The organism is Bacillus cereus group sp. MG16 (assembly GCF_040459875.1).
Classification (GTDB): domain Bacteria; phylum Bacillota; class Bacilli; order Bacillales; family Bacillaceae_G; genus Bacillus_A; species Bacillus_A paranthracis.
Genome location: NZ_JARVHE010000002.1, coordinates 82,633 through 97,954, shown reverse-complemented (window position 1 = coordinate 97,954; position 15,322 = coordinate 82,633). Strand labels below are relative to the sequence as shown.

Here is a 15,322-nt window from a genome sequence, read left to right as displayed (position 1 = left end):
TTTCTTCCTCTCTACATGTATGGTTTATATAATTAAATTATCTGTATATGGAATTTTATAGAATACCAGAAGAGAGTTTTTCATTCTCTAAACGTATTTCAGCTTCTATTCTCATATATGTAGCATCTAAATAATAAACCCCTTATTGCTTTAATACTAAAAACGTAGCACTCTGGAGATTATTGTGTCAATCACTAAAGTATAATTTAAATATGACATATAAAATTATATTGATAAAACAGACGGAATTATTCCCAGCAAACTCAAATACCCCAGTTATATAAAACTACACATTAAGTATTATATTTGAATGCCCGAATTTAATTCTTATTTATTGTTACTTATTTGTAGTTTCTTTAATTTAGGTGTTTCAGACCAAATTACCTTATGTGACATGAATACTACGAAGGAAAAATAAACTACATATCCAAAAGAGAAAATCATGTAATTTAAAAATGTTCCTCCAATATCATCTCGGAAAATATTTAAAAGAAATCTAAAAGGAACATTATTAGGGTTAAGTATTTCAGGGAAGAAATATAGCCATAAACCTATTGTAGTGATTACTTTTAATAACAAAACAGCTTTATTCATCTCAATTTTCCATCCTTTCTCGCCTCTTTTTATTAAATAAGATATTTAGTTTCCTCTAATTTACCTACTAAATTTCCCTTTTTTCTCTTTCTTAGCACGTAACAGGGTACTTTCACTGATCCCTGTCATTTCCGATACCTGTTTATAAAAATTATCTTTTAATAAGTTAAGTGCATGGTCTATCTATTTCTTTGTATACTTTTTTGGTCGTTCTTCTTTAAAATCAGGTTTCAATTTAGCGTCACCTACTTTCTCTCTTAAATAAAAGAGAGGATAGTAACTCGACCGCCCTCATAATATACAATTACTTATTTAAAGTTTACCATGTTTATACCCTTTATTATATAAACAGCTCTCCTATAATAAGAACCTAGTGAATTATATCTTCTACTTTACTTACTTCCCCTCCTAAGGTTGTGTTGCAAAGTTTGAAAAAAGCATAAACGAGTGGACAAATAAGGGAAACTATTTATGCAGTGGCCATTAATTGTTGTAATTCATTGTACACTGAGAAGGCGAAATCTGTTTGAAGATTTCGCCTTTGTTTATATATAGCCTGAATCGTTTCGATTCCTTTAATGGTACGAGAAGCATGACGAAGAGTTTGAAATCCAGCTGATTTTACAAACCGGCGTTTGACATGTCGATGATCTTGTTCAATGAGATTATTACGATGTTTAATGGTACAGTGTTTTGTATGTGTATAATAATCAGCTTTCTGTAATTTTTTGAATGCACAAAGTAAAAACGGGGCCTTGTCTGTCGTAAGAACCAATGGTTCTCCAAAATGTTTTACCAGTCTTTTCATAAAGGCATAAGCAGCTTGATGATTACGTGTTTTTCGAAGTTGAAAGTCCAGTGTATGTCCATCACTATCAATGGCACGATATAAGTAACACCATTCTCCTTTGATTTTGATATACGTCTCATCCAAATGCCAAGCATGGAGTGCCGATTTGTTTTTCTTCTTCCACATTTGATAGATTAGATTTCCATATTCATGAACCCAACGCATGATAGTTGTTGGATGAACTGACACACCACGTTCCTTGAGAATCTCAGATACATCACGATAGCTTAAAGAAAAACGACAGTAATAGCCAACGGCTACTAAAATAATGTCTTTTTTGAACTGTTTTCCTTTAAAATATCTCATCTATCATTCTCCTCAACACATTTTCCCTACAGTTTAGCTTCATTTAAAAAACTTTGCAACGGAACCCGATAGCGACTTCCTTTCGCATATAGCTTCATTTGACGCATTAGTTTTCCTACTCTTTTTCGATTTACTTTGATGCCTTTTTTCTCAAGTACCTTTGTAATTCTTAACGATCCATACCGTCCCTTATGTTCTTTAAATATTTGTTGTATTTCTTCGCTTAACACTTCATTCTCTAAAACTCTTTTAGAAGGTTTTCTCTGTAAATATTCATAATAACCTGACCGTGAGATATTTAGTGTTTGACAAGCCTTCTTGATGTTATATTTGTGCTTATTTTCTTTTAAATATTGAAATCTTACACATTCTTTTTCTTCAAGAAGACCTGGAACTTTTTTAGCAAATCAAGCTCTTTTCTCAGTTCTTCATTCTCACGCTTGAGTTTTTTCATTTCATACTGAGAATGATAAAGTGCGCTTCCACGACCTGGAAACGCACTTTCCCCATTCTTCATACTCACTTATCCAATGATATAAGGTGTTAGAATGAATCGATAATTCTTTAGCAACCTCTTTTACAAACGTATCCTCTTCCAGTACCAGCTGAACTGCAGCCATTTTAAATTGACGATCATAAACTCTTCTACTCATAAACCGAATCACCTTTTTCTCTTAACTTAGTGTCCTGTTTAGTGTACCATCTCCACTCCAATTATTAGATCTGTGTCTAACAATTAGGGTGCAACTCATTAATCCGTAGAGTATAATTTTTTGCATGAAATCAGATACTTGTTTTGGATTTCTTGTGAAATATAGTTATTTTGTGTTAATTTGGCTTCAATTTGATTAAATATTTTATTGGCTACATAAGAGCTTGCGTTACTCCCTGTTGATTCTATTTCTATTGAACTAAAAGAAGCTTTTTTGAAATTTTTTTCAGTAAAATCTAATTCCCCATACATTATAAGAGAATCAGTTTTTATATCACTAATATCGTAAGCAGTAACCTCATCAAATATTATATGAATCATGTCAGAGGCTTTTAAATCATATCCTTCTGTAAAAAGTCCGTTCTCTTCATAAGGAAGTGGTCTAACCACATACCGTTCTCTATTTTGAAAAACAACTAATCTAGGATTCAAATCCTTACTATTATTGGTTAAAATATAATTTTGTATAGCAATGCTTGTCTTATTATTAGTTCCCAGAATACCATTTTTTAAAAGTTCTTTATTTTTAATCATACTTCTTATTTTTGTTCTATCATAAGTAATTGGATTGTTATTTTCCAAACTTGGTGTTTTTAAACAACTAATCCACCCATCTAATTTTTGTTGTTTTCTTAATCTAAAAGATGCTCCTGTATTAAAAAGTAAGTTATTAGATGTATCGTAATAGATATCTGTAATAATTTTGTTAGGTGTTCTAATTAATTTAAAATCTTCTTTCGTAATAATATTTCTCACAATGTTCAATAATCTTTCTTTATCTACTGTATTTTTGATTTTTAATTCTTTTTCTAAGTAGCTTCCACGCTCAATTAATTCGCCACTTTTTTTTGTTTTTTTTATTGTTGAATATTTATTTTGCTCATAATTTTCTTTTACTATTCTAATTATCTTTGATAGCTCATTTTCTTTTAATTGATATTCTATAATTCCTGTGCTTTTCTCGCATTCTCTAACCTTATTATGACTTTGAAACTTGACATCAGAAGTGTATTGAATCACATGTTTGTTAAAGAAATCTGATTCAACGAAATATTGTAAAGTTGAATTAGAATTAGATTCTAATTCCAAATGACAATACGGGGTATATATACCCTTTAAATTTTTGGGATCGATTGGATAACATATATCCAATTTTAAATCAATTTTTTTCTTATCAATAAAATTTACTAATTCATATTTCAAGGTGTTTTTAAACATAATTGCACTAAGTTTTCCCGATTCCTTAACGAATTGATAAACTTCACTTTCAAATTTAGTTTTAATTTTATTTTCATAGCGTTTACCATCTTCAAATTTTTTTGTATCCAACGAATAAGAAATATTTTTATCTATATCTACTCAAATTCTTTTTCTTAGGCCATTATTGGTTCGAGTTGCTTCGAAATTGTCAGAAAATATAAAATGTAACTTGCTTTTTGACTTTACTTTATTCAAATTAAAGTCAAAATAGCCACTATTAAGATTTTCATCAAGGTTTTTTATTATTGTTGAGATGTTCTGTTCTTCTATAATGTAAGTATATTCTTTTTCTTCGACAAATTTCATGTTTTTCATTAAATAATCCTCCTGATAACTAATATTTTTCGATATTTGTCTTGATTAAGAGAAATAATATCAACAATTTTCAAATTATTCACACTTAAAATATGCCGTATTTCCTCTATTTTTAATATATTCAAAAAGTTATAGTATTCCTTCGTCTTTTTGCTATCAATTTCACAAATAAAATGTCTATGTCCGTAGAAATGATTATTTACTACTCCTTGTTCGATTATCTCCATATATCTATTCTCAGAAAATAAACCATTTTCTCTATAGAAAAAATTAATATCATAATCGCTAAATTCTGATTTTACTTTCACTTCCATTATTAAATAACCATCTTTTCCCAAAAGTGCAGATACCATTGATATTAATTCATTCATTTTTTCTAAAGAAAAGAAATTAAAAAAATCATACATCATTAAAATCAGATTGAAATTTTTACGCCTAAAATCATATTCAAATATATCATTCAATATAAAATTTGCATTGCTTATATTATATGTATTTAACGCATAGTTAATTAAGGCTGGTCCTTTGTCAATACCTATATACTCAAAATCATTATGATTAAGTTGATTTATTAAGCCTTCCAAATACAAGCCAGGTCCACAACCTATATCTAAAATAGTTAAATCATTAGGTATAGTTATTTTTTGTAAAATATAATATAATTGATTTTGTATCAATACCTTTCTTCTCGACCCTGTATCGTTTTCCTGACTTAGATGAATTTCTAAGCACTTCTCAGAAAAGTCAAACTCTATAAACGGGAATTCTTTATTCATTCCAGAATTAAATGCTTTAATTTCTGAGAAGATACAATATTTATCTTTGGTTAACATTTCTTTTCTATTCAATTTAATAGCACCTTTCTAATTTACTATAGGAGGATTCTAGTATGCAAAAAAACACTAAAGAAAAAGTATTAGGGTACATTGTAAGAAATATAAATCAAAAATGGGAGCTTTTATTGTTTAATCAAACAGGTGCACCTGAAGCAGGATACCAAATTCCTGGTGGAACTGTTGAATCTTCAGATACACAAATCACAGATGCTCTTCTAAGAGAAATTAAAGAAGAATCTGGCCTCAAAGACTTAACTATAGTAAATAAAATTATTTATGAATTATATTTTCATCCAGTAAAACAAGAATTTCAAGAAAGACACTTTTTTTTAGTGTACACTGATATCGAAACAAATTATTGGACCCATTCTGTTAAATCTTCAGGTGAAGATCAAGGCTTAGAGTTTAATTATTTTTGGGTAGACATTGAAAAAGAATTAACGTTAGCTGGAGATCAACATATAGGGATAAAACATATTAGAAATTACTTAATTCATATTTCAATGTAATTATAATAAACTAAACTATAAGCTACCTCATTTTGTAGTCCTTTGAGGTAGCTTAATAAACTTATTCATTCTTTTATAAAATAACACATTGAAAGGTCACTTTCTCCTATTAAAACTGTCGGTGATTCTGGTACATTTTTAAAGAACTGGTCACATGCTTTTTTTACACCAGGTAAGCCTTCCCAACATTTAGGAGCTCTTTCTTTATCACCATAATCATCTATTATTACAATTGCCCCTTTGGATAGTTTTGGGTAAATAGCCTCTAAGCTTATTAAAATAGGATCATAGAAATCACTATCTAAGTAAGCAAAAGATATTTTTTCAGGCAATTCATGCGGAAGTGTTTCAAAAAACCAACCTGGATGTATCTCAGGGTTCTCCAAATTCCATTTTAAAAAGTTATTGTATACTTCATCTATTGAAGCTTTACAATCACCTTCGTTTAAATATTGATCATGAATTCCCTGCTTAGGTAACCCTTGAAATGAATCATATAAATGTAACTTCTTAGATGAATTATATTTGTCTAAAAGCATCTTAAAAAAAACACTTGTTTTCCCTTGATTACATCCTAATTCAACGATGTCTCCTTCAATATTCATATAAAGTACTTGCGATAGAAGATGATACATATTAACTAATCTATCGACAGTAGACATTCCACTATTTTCTTCTGCTAATTGATAAATCACTTTGTTATCCATAAATGACCACCCTAAATAGTTTTTACTTTAAAAACCCTACAATTTTCTTAACTCGTCCATTTTTTACTGAGTTTGTTCCATGAATCATTTGTGTCCCATAAAAAATAGCGGTACCTTTTTGTTGACTAACAGTCCATTTTGTTTTTTTCATTTCTTCAAACCAGGGTGAACTATTATTAGCCTTATTTTTGACTGTGAAATCTTCAGTACTATCCCAAATATCTAAAGATCCTGTAGTTTGAACGTAAAATTCTGCTCCTTCAAATTCTGAATTTAGTAAAATATTAATTCCAGTTATTTTTGGATTTTCTGGTCTTTCTAAATTATGAGCATAATCAATATGAGGAGTAATATATTGACCTTCGCCATATTCTAGGTATATCCAACAGTCTGGACTTTTAACTGATGGATATGAAATATTTATATTATCAATATTTCGAATGAAAGCTTTATTTAATAATTCTACTACTGAATTGGGCAATTCAGTAATTTCAATTCTTCCTTTCGGCTCATAAACTGCAACTGTATCCTTAACGGAATAACCATCTATTGTATGTACAGAACGATTTCCTTTACCAGCTTCGTAATAACCATTATTATACCCTTCCAATTGATTTATTTCTTTAAGGATAATTTCCATTTCCTCTTCCGTTAAGAAGCTTTCAACACTGTGAATCATTAACGTTTCTTTACTATAACCCATTTTTCAGCACCTCTAATTTAATTAGTTACTGTTAATAAATCCTCATATATATAATCAATTATTTGAATTCTATGTTGACAATATTCTTCATAAAAAGGTGTGTCCTGGTACCTCACTCTAGTTGCTAGACAACCACCACCACATTGATTTTTATATGTACATGTATTACATTTCTCTAGAACCTTATTTAAATCATTTCTTAATAACTTATTAGACTGCATGTGAAGTAGGTCATGGATATTTTCTACAGTATTTATATGTCCTACAACACTTTCTGGCATTGATAGTTCATCACAGCTACCAATTCTTCCATCTGGGTATAGTGTTAATACATATGAACATTTCATTTCTGTAAAATGACAAAGTTTAGTATGATTACCATAATACTTGTTTATTACACTTTGGATTGGTTCTAATAAAAAATTATTATAATAACCTTTTGTTTTCCATGTATCATATAAATCATTTACAAAATTAGCGTATTCGAGTGGGGTAGTTGCCCAGGCAGGAATTCCTTGATTAGTAGGATTTAGTTCTTTAATCTTTTTATTAAATTTATTATTATCTGCCGTCACATTATAGTCTAAACAAGGAACAAATCTAATAAATTTAATAGACTTAAATTGTGAATAATAATCTAGAAGTTCTTGAGATCTTCCTAAGGAATTTCTAGTTACAACTCCAATAATACCAATTTCTATTTCGTAATCTTCTAATAACTTTAATGTTTTTTCAACTTTATCAGTTATAAAATTTTCTTGATAATCTATTCTAAAGGAATTGGCTTTCATATCTCCATCAAGGCTAATTCCAATACTAATTTCTGGCCATTCCTTAATAAAGAATTCAATCCATTGTTTATTCAAAAGAGTTCCATTCGTTTGAATATTGATATTAACTTTTTCATCATGAGTTTTCAAAACATTAAGAATTTCTAGCATCTTTTCCATACCTATTATTAATGGTTCTCCACCATGCAATTCAATATTTATAATTCTGCCTTTTGAAATTTCTAATAATCTTTTAATATAATCAGGTTTAATAATTAGAGCTTTCTCATATGGTTTTCTCTTTTCAAAACAGTATGTACAGTTAATATTACATGTATCTCCTGCAAGCTTTAATATGATGGAAATAGGTTCATTTTTATTAGGTAATCTTAACATAAAAAAACTCCTTGGATTATATAGCAATTGAAACCTAAGCAGACCCCAATTGCTATATTATTATTGAATAACTTATTTTTTTAGTGCTTCCTGTACTTCTTTCCATTCTTTAACATCTACTGCCGAAGTATGACATGTAGATTTAGCAAGATTATCTTTGCTTAATCCTGTAGCTTTCACAGCTTCTAGAAATGCTTCATAATTCATTTTCGTCACCTCCTCGTATGATAAAGTTAGGTTTTTGGGATACGGGATATACCTATAAACCCAAGAGTATTTGAATATATGAGATACTCTTATTTGTAGAATGATTGTTGCCGTCCGCCTCTTTGTATTAGGTTATAAATTTGTTACCTCTGTCTAATAAGTCTTTTACGAATGAGTTGGATGTTGATAACCTTTGGTTATTCTTCGTACCTCTTAGGAGATAGTAGCTTTTATTATTACAACAATATCTATAAATAATCGGAATAAGGGTGTAAGATATAATCTATTTAGGTATTGATGTAGCAAAGTACAAACATTATGCATTCATGACCTATCACACTGGAAAGATAATGAGCAAGCTATTTGCGTTTCAAAATTATAAACAAGGTAGACAATGCCTATTGACATAGAGATAAAAACATATTAATTCTCCTGCATAATTAATATTTGGAGTAGGTGCTACAGGTCATTACTAGCTGTCTGTTGGCGATTTGACACAAATCATGGAGGATACTAGTCATTCCTGACTTAGAAAGGAAAAAGCCATGCTAATCATGGAAATAGCGTCAAATTCATTCAGTGTCACCTTCTGTAAAGAGACATTTTTATTTCAATTAAAAATGTTAATAAAACAAATTCGATTCATTGAAGGTCAATTCACCACATGCGAAGCACAATGGCCTTAACTTTTAATCAGCTTATCCACCCTAATTATTACCATTCTAGAGATCAATCCCATTTTAGGGGCTACAAGCGTGAGTGAAATTAGGAATATCATCCTCTTTGACAAACTTCCTAATTTTGTTACTCACACTAGTATTTATTAGCTTTTTAAATGAAGAGCAATACGAATTCACTAGTATATTCATTTAAAAGTACAACTCTTCTCATCTATACAATGTATTATTTCAAGCGAAAATTACTGCTGATCCTGTTTTACGAACTTTTTATGATAAGAAACGTAATCAAGGATATTGTATAGGAGCAGCGGCAAAAAAGATGTATCCTATTATCTATGCCACTTTGAAGAGGAATACACCGTATCAAATTCCTTTACTTAACGCCTAGAGATAAATCGTTTATTTTTTTATTCACATTAAGGTGTATTGGATTTACCCATTTTAGAGAAAGTTTCACTTATTTGCACCTATGTTTCACTCTTGACTTTTCATAGTTACTCTTTAACTTAAAGCACGGTCTAATTCAAGTTTTAATAAACTTTTTAAAGTATTATTTTCAATAAGTTCTAAACATGCATTAATAGCATCTTTAGCATCAGTTAGTCTTTTTCTTTCTAAACCAATTTTAGCTTTTGCATACTGCTTTGCTCTTTCAGAAGAATAAGGTGATTCATAAATGTTCTTAAAGTATTGAAGTAATATAGTAAATGCAGCTGTTGCATGTAAGATACCAAAGGCTGGTCTCATTTCATCTTTCCACGGAGAGTAATAAAAATTTTCAGAATAAATAATTCTTTCGTTGTAGCAACTTAGGGCAGTATTTAACCAATTATGAGTAGATTCATGAAGTATCGCTTCAGCTAACCTAAATTCATCTTCAGTCCAATCCGAAAAAACAGTTCCAGGAAAACTTGTTATAGTATAACTTCTTGTTGATGCAGTAACTTCTTTTTTATCTAATATTACAAGAATTGATAAATTGTTTTCTGTATAATAAGAAAGTTTACTAATATCCAAATATTTTTTTACCTCAGAAAAATTTATTTGTTTCGATGAATTTTCTTTAGCAATTAAATCCGGTACAAATAGATACGCATCATCTAAAAATTTATTATTATTGATTTTTTTTGTACTATTCTTGTCCAATATTAATGCGTTTAAATGATCGTTATAATTTATAGCCAATATTCCATTCTTGTAATCTTTCCAAAAATTAAGATACTTATCAGCTAAATCATATTTCTTTTCACTTATTAACTCTTCTAATATATGTATCGTTTGAAATAATAATGAACTATAAATATTATTAGTATAGTCTATATTTAAATCATGCCAATCAGAAACTAAAGGTAACATAACAGATTCGATTTTATTAATATTCTCTTGTTGATATTTGTTTATAGCATCGTCAATTTCTACTCTCAATAAATCAATTTTTGATTTAACATTGTTAACCATAAATTCCTCTCCATATCCGTATTTTTATATAATATTGGGGTACGGCAACGATTCCTTCTTTTTGGAGCCACTTACAAAACTAAAATAAGAATCTGCAGCTAAAAGATTTTTTTTATGATCTTTTAGGTACAGATTCTTATGTAGAAATATTAGTTTTTATTATTAATATAAAATGAACATACAAAAATCAATATAAAAGCACCTAAAGACATTTGAGGGATCGTTAAAAATCCCATATATACGGTCTGAATCGTTGAGCAATCATTACTTGTAAAACTACAAAAAGTACTTTTTATAGCGAAATACTGTATGATACATTGATACAAAGCAATTATCATACCACAGAACGATAAAACACGAATATAATACTTGATATTATCATCCTTTTTTATCATTGCAATAATAATTAAAAATATTAATGGATACATGAATATTCTTTGATACCAACATAGGTTACAAGGAGTAAAACCCAAAATTTCACTGAAGTAAAGACTTCCACAAGTAGCAATAAGAGAAATAAACAAACATAATCTAAGTATTTGAATAACCTCCCTTATATTTTTTTGTTGATATGAGTAGTTATTGTTTTGACTGTACGTAAAAATTTATTTCTAGCCTCTGTTGATTGAAGTTCATCAAATAACGTAAATGCACCTTCCCAATCATCTATAGAACAATATAACTCTATTAACAATGCCTTAATGTGATCTTTTGATGAATCAATAAAACTATATTTGTTATTTTCGAGTTCACTCAATTTTAGCGCATCTAACAATTTTCCCGTTTTTAATCGAATATCATAAAATAAAATAAGTGACCTATAGTAATTCACATCAGAACAAAGCGGCTGTAGTTCTTCTAATAAATCAAGATATTCATTTAAATTTCGGATTTGTCTCTTTTGAAATAAAATATTACATAATAATAATATTGCTTCAGCTTGATATCTCTTATATGTACTTTGCTTATATAAATCAATTGCTTTTATTAAATTTGTTTCAATTATATGCATGTCTTCATTCGCATAGTGTAATTCTTTAGCATAAAAATATAACCATTTTGGATTAGAGGGTTCATCTTCCATCATTTGTCTTGTTAGTTTTATATTTCTATCATTTTTTTCGGACAGATTAATCACTTCAGGATCATACCCATCATGGCGAATCATGATATCCACTGTAATATTTTGTGGAATACTACCATCAGCATTTATAGGCTCTTCATGAACTTTTCCTTTGAATTGAATCCCTTTTTTTACAGAAAACATTTTTCTATTGTCAGTATATACATGGCCAATATGTTCTTTTATCATCGGACTAATTATACAATCTATAGAAAGAAATTGAATCAATTTGGCTACTCTTTTAAATTTATTCGTACTATCGACGCAATAGTTATCAGCATCTATATAATAAATCCACTCTGAACTTGTTAAACTTATAAGTTTATTTCTGTGAAAGGAAAAATCATCAATCCAAGGCTCATATACAACTTTAACCATTGGAAAATATCGGTTAATGATCTTTGTAGTATTATCTGTTGAATGAGAATCCAATACAAGAATTTCATCAAATTGATTTCCAAGGCTATCTAAACATCTTTTAATACATCTCTCTTCATTATAAGTAAGTATTCCACAAGTAATTGAAGGATACGGTGCCTTTTCATATTGAAAAACTAGTTCATTTAAATTTTGACTGTTGCTTAAACCTACCCAATTAATGTAGTTATATTGTTCATTTCCTTGTATTAAACTTAAATCTTTTAATAAAGAAGAATGTGGGTGCGAATGCTCTAATCTAGCTACTAAGTCGTTTAATGTTTCCACTATATAACCCCTTTTAAATTATTTCATATATTTTTGTACAAATGTATTCAGTTCCTCTGTGGAATGGAAGCCCTCCAAGCGATCTAGCTCTTTTCCATCTTTGTAGTATAATAAGGTAGGCGATTTATTAAGTTTATTCTGTTCAAAAAAATCTCCATCCAAATTACTTGGTTCTTCAGCATTCAAAGCAAAAATCTCTGCCTTTTCCTGTTTGATTACTTTATTCATTGATGGCTTCATTTCTTGACATACACCACAAGAAGTTTTATAAACATACATAAAATAAGAGTTTTGAGAACTTATTTTTTGTTTATATTCTTTTAAACTTACATTTTTATAGTCTGGTTTTTCTAAAGTATTTGAATTGATAACGATAAATACAACGGCAGCTGTTAAAACAAGTGTAACTAAAGTGAAAATCCATTTTTTCATCCTTCATCCTCCTTAAAATACTAATTCCTATTAATTTTTATGCATCATTACTGGACATACAATAATGTCTCACTAACAGTCCCCCCAATTCCAACTTTTAAAGGGAGACTGTAAATAAAAACTTACAGTTATCATATTAAATGAAAATGTGATTTTATTAATAATCACATTTTTACTGGATACTTTATTCAACCACCATAGCACCTTTAAGATTGCTTACTTCTGTTATTTTATTATTATCTAATTTGAATTTCCTATCATACGATATAACATTTTCGGGATTGTGTGTTATGAAGATAAGCATGCAATTTATACTCATTAAATTAGACTGAATTTGCTTAAAGTTATCTATATCTACATTACTTAAAGATTCATCTAAAATAAGTATATTGGGTCTATGTAAAATGGCCCTAGCCATTGCTAACCTTTGTTTCTGGCCTGTAGATAGCTTAGCAGCATTCTCATTCAAATGAAAATCCAATTGATTTGGTAATGAATAAATAAACTCATGAACATTAGCTACTTTACAAGCTTGCATAATTTCTACATCACTAAAATCTTCTCCCATACATAAATTTTCTCTGATTGAATCTTTAAATAAAAATGGGTGTTCATTTAAATAGACAATGTTTTTTCTAATAGTATCTTCACTGATATTATTGATATCTACTCCATTAAGAAAAATTGTATTATTTTCTACTTTGTAAAGTTTAGTTAATGTTTTTGCGAATGTGCTTTTCCCTGTACCACTTTCGCCAATAATCAATATTTTTTCATTTTCATTTAATATAAGGTTCGCTCCCTCAATAATATTTCGGAAAGTGTCAAAACTAAAATTCAGATTTTGTATTTCAATATGTTTGATTTTTGATTCCTGTTCTTGTTGTTTTTCAGGATGAACAGGATATTGTAAAATATCCAAAAAACGATTTCCTGCTACAAAAGCTTTTTGCAATTGTGATTGTAATCCAATAAGTCCTTCTAAGGAACCCATTAAAAACATTAATAAGGAATTAATGAAAAGTAATTCTCCTAAAGTCATAGCATCAGACATAATTTGTTGTGCACCAACCCACAATATTAATACGGTAGAAGAACTTTGGATCATTTTTTTAGTGCCCCATTGTTATTGGCTGCATACTGCTCTTTTAGAATTGCTTTTAATTGACTTTTAAATACGGTATTAAAGCTATTTAAAAAGTATAGTTTTTTATTTAGTGCATATATTGTAGGCATATTTTTTATAAATTGAACTAGAAATGAATTTGTATTTGCCTTTGTTTCCATTACAGTTCTATTTCGTTTACTTAAAAGGTCATAAAAAAGTACTGTTAAACATATTAGCAATAATAGTGGAATTAGAGTAGTAAGAAATAATGTAGTGTTCACTCGATATAGTACAGAACCAATTCCAATTATAATTATTAAATCTAATATTCCTGATATGACACTTGTGCTCACAATATTTCTAATATAAGATGCATCATTAAAACGAGAGATAATATCCCCTGATTCTCTATTTTCAAAAAATCGGATGGGTAACTTAACAATATGGTTAAAGTAGTCTTTAGATATATTGTTATCGATATTATTTGCCATTTTAACAATAAATAAGGACCGGAAGTAATCAAAACATATCGATATTATAAATACCCCTAACATAGATAGCCCCCAAACAAATAGGTAATATTCTAAATGTCTAGGAAGTATCTCATCAACAAGGAATTGAATACAAAAAGAACTTGCAACTGAAAGAAATACAAATAATATAGACAAAATAAATACAATACCTAGCTGGAGAATGTTTTTCTTCACAAGTTTTTTAACAAAATCTATTTTGGTATTAATTATCTGTGCAGGTTTATGAAATTCCGAACATGGTTCAATCATTAATAAAACCCCTGAAAAAGATTTTGAAAAGTGATCCATTTTAATTGCTGTAATTTGTTTATTTTTTGGGTCACTTATTATAAGCTTCCCTCGTTTCTTCTTGTAAATAACAATATAGTGCCCCTCATTATTTTCATTTACCAAAGCTATACAAGGTGTGCTTATGTTATCAAAAACTATATCTAATCTGTTCTTATCTACCTCAACAGGCTTATAAGTTAAAAACTCAAAATTTCTAAGTACAGACAAAAGATCTTTTAAGTTATACCCCTTTTTAACTACTGTGAAATCTGTTAAATAATTGATACCATAGTTATATCCATAAAATTTCAAGATTGAAGATATACAAGCCAATCCACAATCATATTCGCCGTGTTGTTTTGTATGTATATATTTCATATATTTATCGCTTCCTTAGATTGTTGATTTCGTGAAAATAAAGAAAAAATCTCGTTATACAACGAAATTTTTTCTTTATTTTCTGAAGATTATTAACAGTATTTTCTTGCTAATTCACAATTATTTTGAGTTGAACCGCATCCACCATAACCACCAAGCCATTCACTACCTCCTGAATAACACAGTGCTTTAAAGTATGCACATTGAGCAGTTCCGATACCGCTACCGCCACCAGCGCCGCCACCATCATGTTGATGCATATAATTTACTCCATCATGTCCACCTTCAAAAGTCTCTAATTCTTCCAAGTTTAATTCTTTGATTAAGTCTTTCATAATTATTCCTCCATATAAATTGATTTATTGTTGTTACATTTCGAATTATATAACGATAATGAATATTCTTTTAATTACTTTCTGTAAAAAATATACATAATATGCAAAATTGCATATTATGTATATTCGATTTAA

The 15,322-nt window shown here is 29.0% G+C and carries 20 protein-coding genes; 1 reads left to right on the top strand and 19 read right to left on the bottom strand.

Annotated features, from left to right (window positions below):
- Positions 1-327: 327 nt before the first annotated feature.
- The 8 genes from QCI73_RS28315 to QCI73_RS28280 form a co-directional block, all read right to left on the bottom strand.
- A complete protein-coding gene (locus QCI73_RS28315; protein ID WP_076872447.1) occupies positions 328-594 on the bottom strand; it encodes a transporter in 267 nt (88 codons plus the stop codon).
- A 60-nt stretch (positions 595-654) separates the two neighbouring features.
- On the bottom strand, positions 655-777 hold the full coding sequence (locus tag QCI73_RS28310; protein WP_309454331.1) for a hypothetical protein: 123 nt from the start codon (positions 775-777) through the stop codon (positions 655-657).
- 286 nt (positions 778-1,063) lie between these two features.
- On the bottom strand, positions 1,064-1,750 hold the full coding sequence (locus QCI73_RS28305) for an IS6 family transposase (RefSeq protein ID WP_076872448.1): 687 nt from the start codon (positions 1,748-1,750) through the stop codon (positions 1,064-1,066).
- Between the two features lie 26 nt (positions 1,751-1,776).
- The gene (locus QCI73_RS28300) at positions 1,777-1,980 is read right to left on the bottom strand and encodes an IS3 family transposase (protein ID WP_163118675.1); all 204 of its coding nucleotides are present in this window, start codon (positions 1,978-1,980) and stop codon (positions 1,777-1,779) included.
- 225 nt (positions 1,981-2,205) lie between these two features.
- A complete protein-coding gene (locus tag QCI73_RS28295; RefSeq protein WP_142243808.1) occupies positions 2,206-2,403 on the bottom strand; it encodes a transposase in 198 nt (65 codons plus the stop codon).
- 98 nt (positions 2,404-2,501) lie between these two features.
- Positions 2,502-3,791 carry a hypothetical protein gene (locus tag QCI73_RS28290; protein WP_270394088.1) on the bottom strand — a complete coding sequence of 430 codons (1,290 nt, stop codon included), beginning with the start codon at positions 3,789-3,791 and terminating at the stop codon, positions 2,502-2,504.
- Between the two features lie 30 nt (positions 3,792-3,821).
- A complete protein-coding gene (locus QCI73_RS28285; RefSeq protein ID WP_270394089.1) occupies positions 3,822-4,037 on the bottom strand; it encodes a hypothetical protein in 216 nt (71 codons plus the stop codon).
- The gene (locus QCI73_RS28280; protein ID WP_163118672.1) at positions 4,037-4,885 is read right to left on the bottom strand and encodes a methyltransferase domain-containing protein; all 849 of its coding nucleotides are present in this window, start codon (positions 4,883-4,885) and stop codon (positions 4,037-4,039) included. The genes QCI73_RS28285 and QCI73_RS28280 overlap by 1 nt, the downstream gene beginning before the upstream one ends.
- Positions 4,886-4,926: 41 nt before the next feature.
- On the opposite strand from QCI73_RS28280, the gene QCI73_RS28275 reads away from it, so the two are divergent.
- A complete protein-coding gene (locus QCI73_RS28275; protein WP_076872681.1) occupies positions 4,927-5,382 on the top strand; it encodes an NUDIX hydrolase in 456 nt (151 codons plus the stop codon).
- Positions 5,383-5,447: 65 nt separating this feature from the next.
- On the opposite strand, the gene QCI73_RS28270 is transcribed toward QCI73_RS28275, so the two are convergent.
- From QCI73_RS28270 to sunA, 11 genes are all read right to left on the bottom strand, one after another.
- Positions 5,448-6,089, bottom strand: coding sequence for a TylF/MycF/NovP-related O-methyltransferase (locus QCI73_RS28270; RefSeq protein ID WP_076872680.1), 642 nt, complete (start codon positions 6,087-6,089; stop codon positions 5,448-5,450).
- 22 nt (positions 6,090-6,111) lie between these two features.
- Positions 6,112-6,792 carry a 2OG-Fe(II) oxygenase family protein gene (locus QCI73_RS28265; RefSeq protein ID WP_076872679.1) on the bottom strand — a complete coding sequence of 227 codons (681 nt, stop codon included), beginning with the start codon at positions 6,790-6,792 and terminating at the stop codon, positions 6,112-6,114.
- 17 nt (positions 6,793-6,809) lie between these two features.
- The gene (locus tag QCI73_RS28260; RefSeq protein ID WP_076872678.1) at positions 6,810-7,958 is read right to left on the bottom strand and encodes a radical SAM/SPASM domain-containing protein; all 1,149 of its coding nucleotides are present in this window, start codon (positions 7,956-7,958) and stop codon (positions 6,810-6,812) included.
- Positions 7,959-8,030: 72 nt separating this feature from the next.
- Positions 8,031-8,165: a hypothetical protein gene (locus QCI73_RS28255; RefSeq protein ID WP_256857891.1), complete on the bottom strand. Its 135-nt coding sequence runs from the start codon at positions 8,163-8,165 to the stop codon at positions 8,031-8,033.
- Positions 8,166-9,346: 1,181 nt separating this feature from the next.
- On the bottom strand, positions 9,347-10,303 hold the full coding sequence (locus QCI73_RS28245; protein ID WP_163118671.1) for an aKG-HExxH-type peptide beta-hydroxylase: 957 nt from the start codon (positions 10,301-10,303) through the stop codon (positions 9,347-9,349).
- 149 nt (positions 10,304-10,452) lie between these two features.
- Complete coding sequence (locus tag QCI73_RS28240) at positions 10,453-10,827, bottom strand: disulfide bond formation protein B (RefSeq protein ID WP_227572123.1); 375 nt, start codon at positions 10,825-10,827, stop codon at positions 10,453-10,455.
- Between the two features lie 29 nt (positions 10,828-10,856).
- Positions 10,857-12,131 carry a SunS family peptide S-glycosyltransferase gene (locus QCI73_RS28235; RefSeq protein WP_163118670.1) on the bottom strand — a complete coding sequence of 425 codons (1,275 nt, stop codon included), beginning with the start codon at positions 12,129-12,131 and terminating at the stop codon, positions 10,857-10,859.
- 18 nt (positions 12,132-12,149) lie between these two features.
- Positions 12,150-12,563 carry a thioredoxin family protein gene (locus QCI73_RS28230; protein WP_046648572.1) on the bottom strand — a complete coding sequence of 138 codons (414 nt, stop codon included), beginning with the start codon at positions 12,561-12,563 and terminating at the stop codon, positions 12,150-12,152.
- 184 nt (positions 12,564-12,747) lie between these two features.
- Positions 12,748-13,671 (bottom strand): ATP-binding cassette domain-containing protein, encoded by a 924-nt coding sequence (locus tag QCI73_RS28225; protein ID WP_270394090.1) that lies wholly within the window; start codon positions 13,669-13,671, stop codon positions 12,748-12,750.
- On the bottom strand, positions 13,668-14,852 hold the full coding sequence (locus QCI73_RS28220; RefSeq protein ID WP_240461886.1) for an ABC transporter transmembrane domain-containing protein: 1,185 nt from the start codon (positions 14,850-14,852) through the stop codon (positions 13,668-13,670). The genes QCI73_RS28225 and QCI73_RS28220 overlap by 4 nt, the downstream gene beginning before the upstream one ends.
- A 92-nt stretch (positions 14,853-14,944) precedes the next feature.
- Positions 14,945-15,187: a sublancin family glycopeptide gene (sunA, locus tag QCI73_RS28215; protein WP_048536305.1), complete on the bottom strand. Its 243-nt coding sequence runs from the start codon at positions 15,185-15,187 to the stop codon at positions 14,945-14,947.
- Positions 15,188-15,322: the final 135 nt, after the last annotated feature.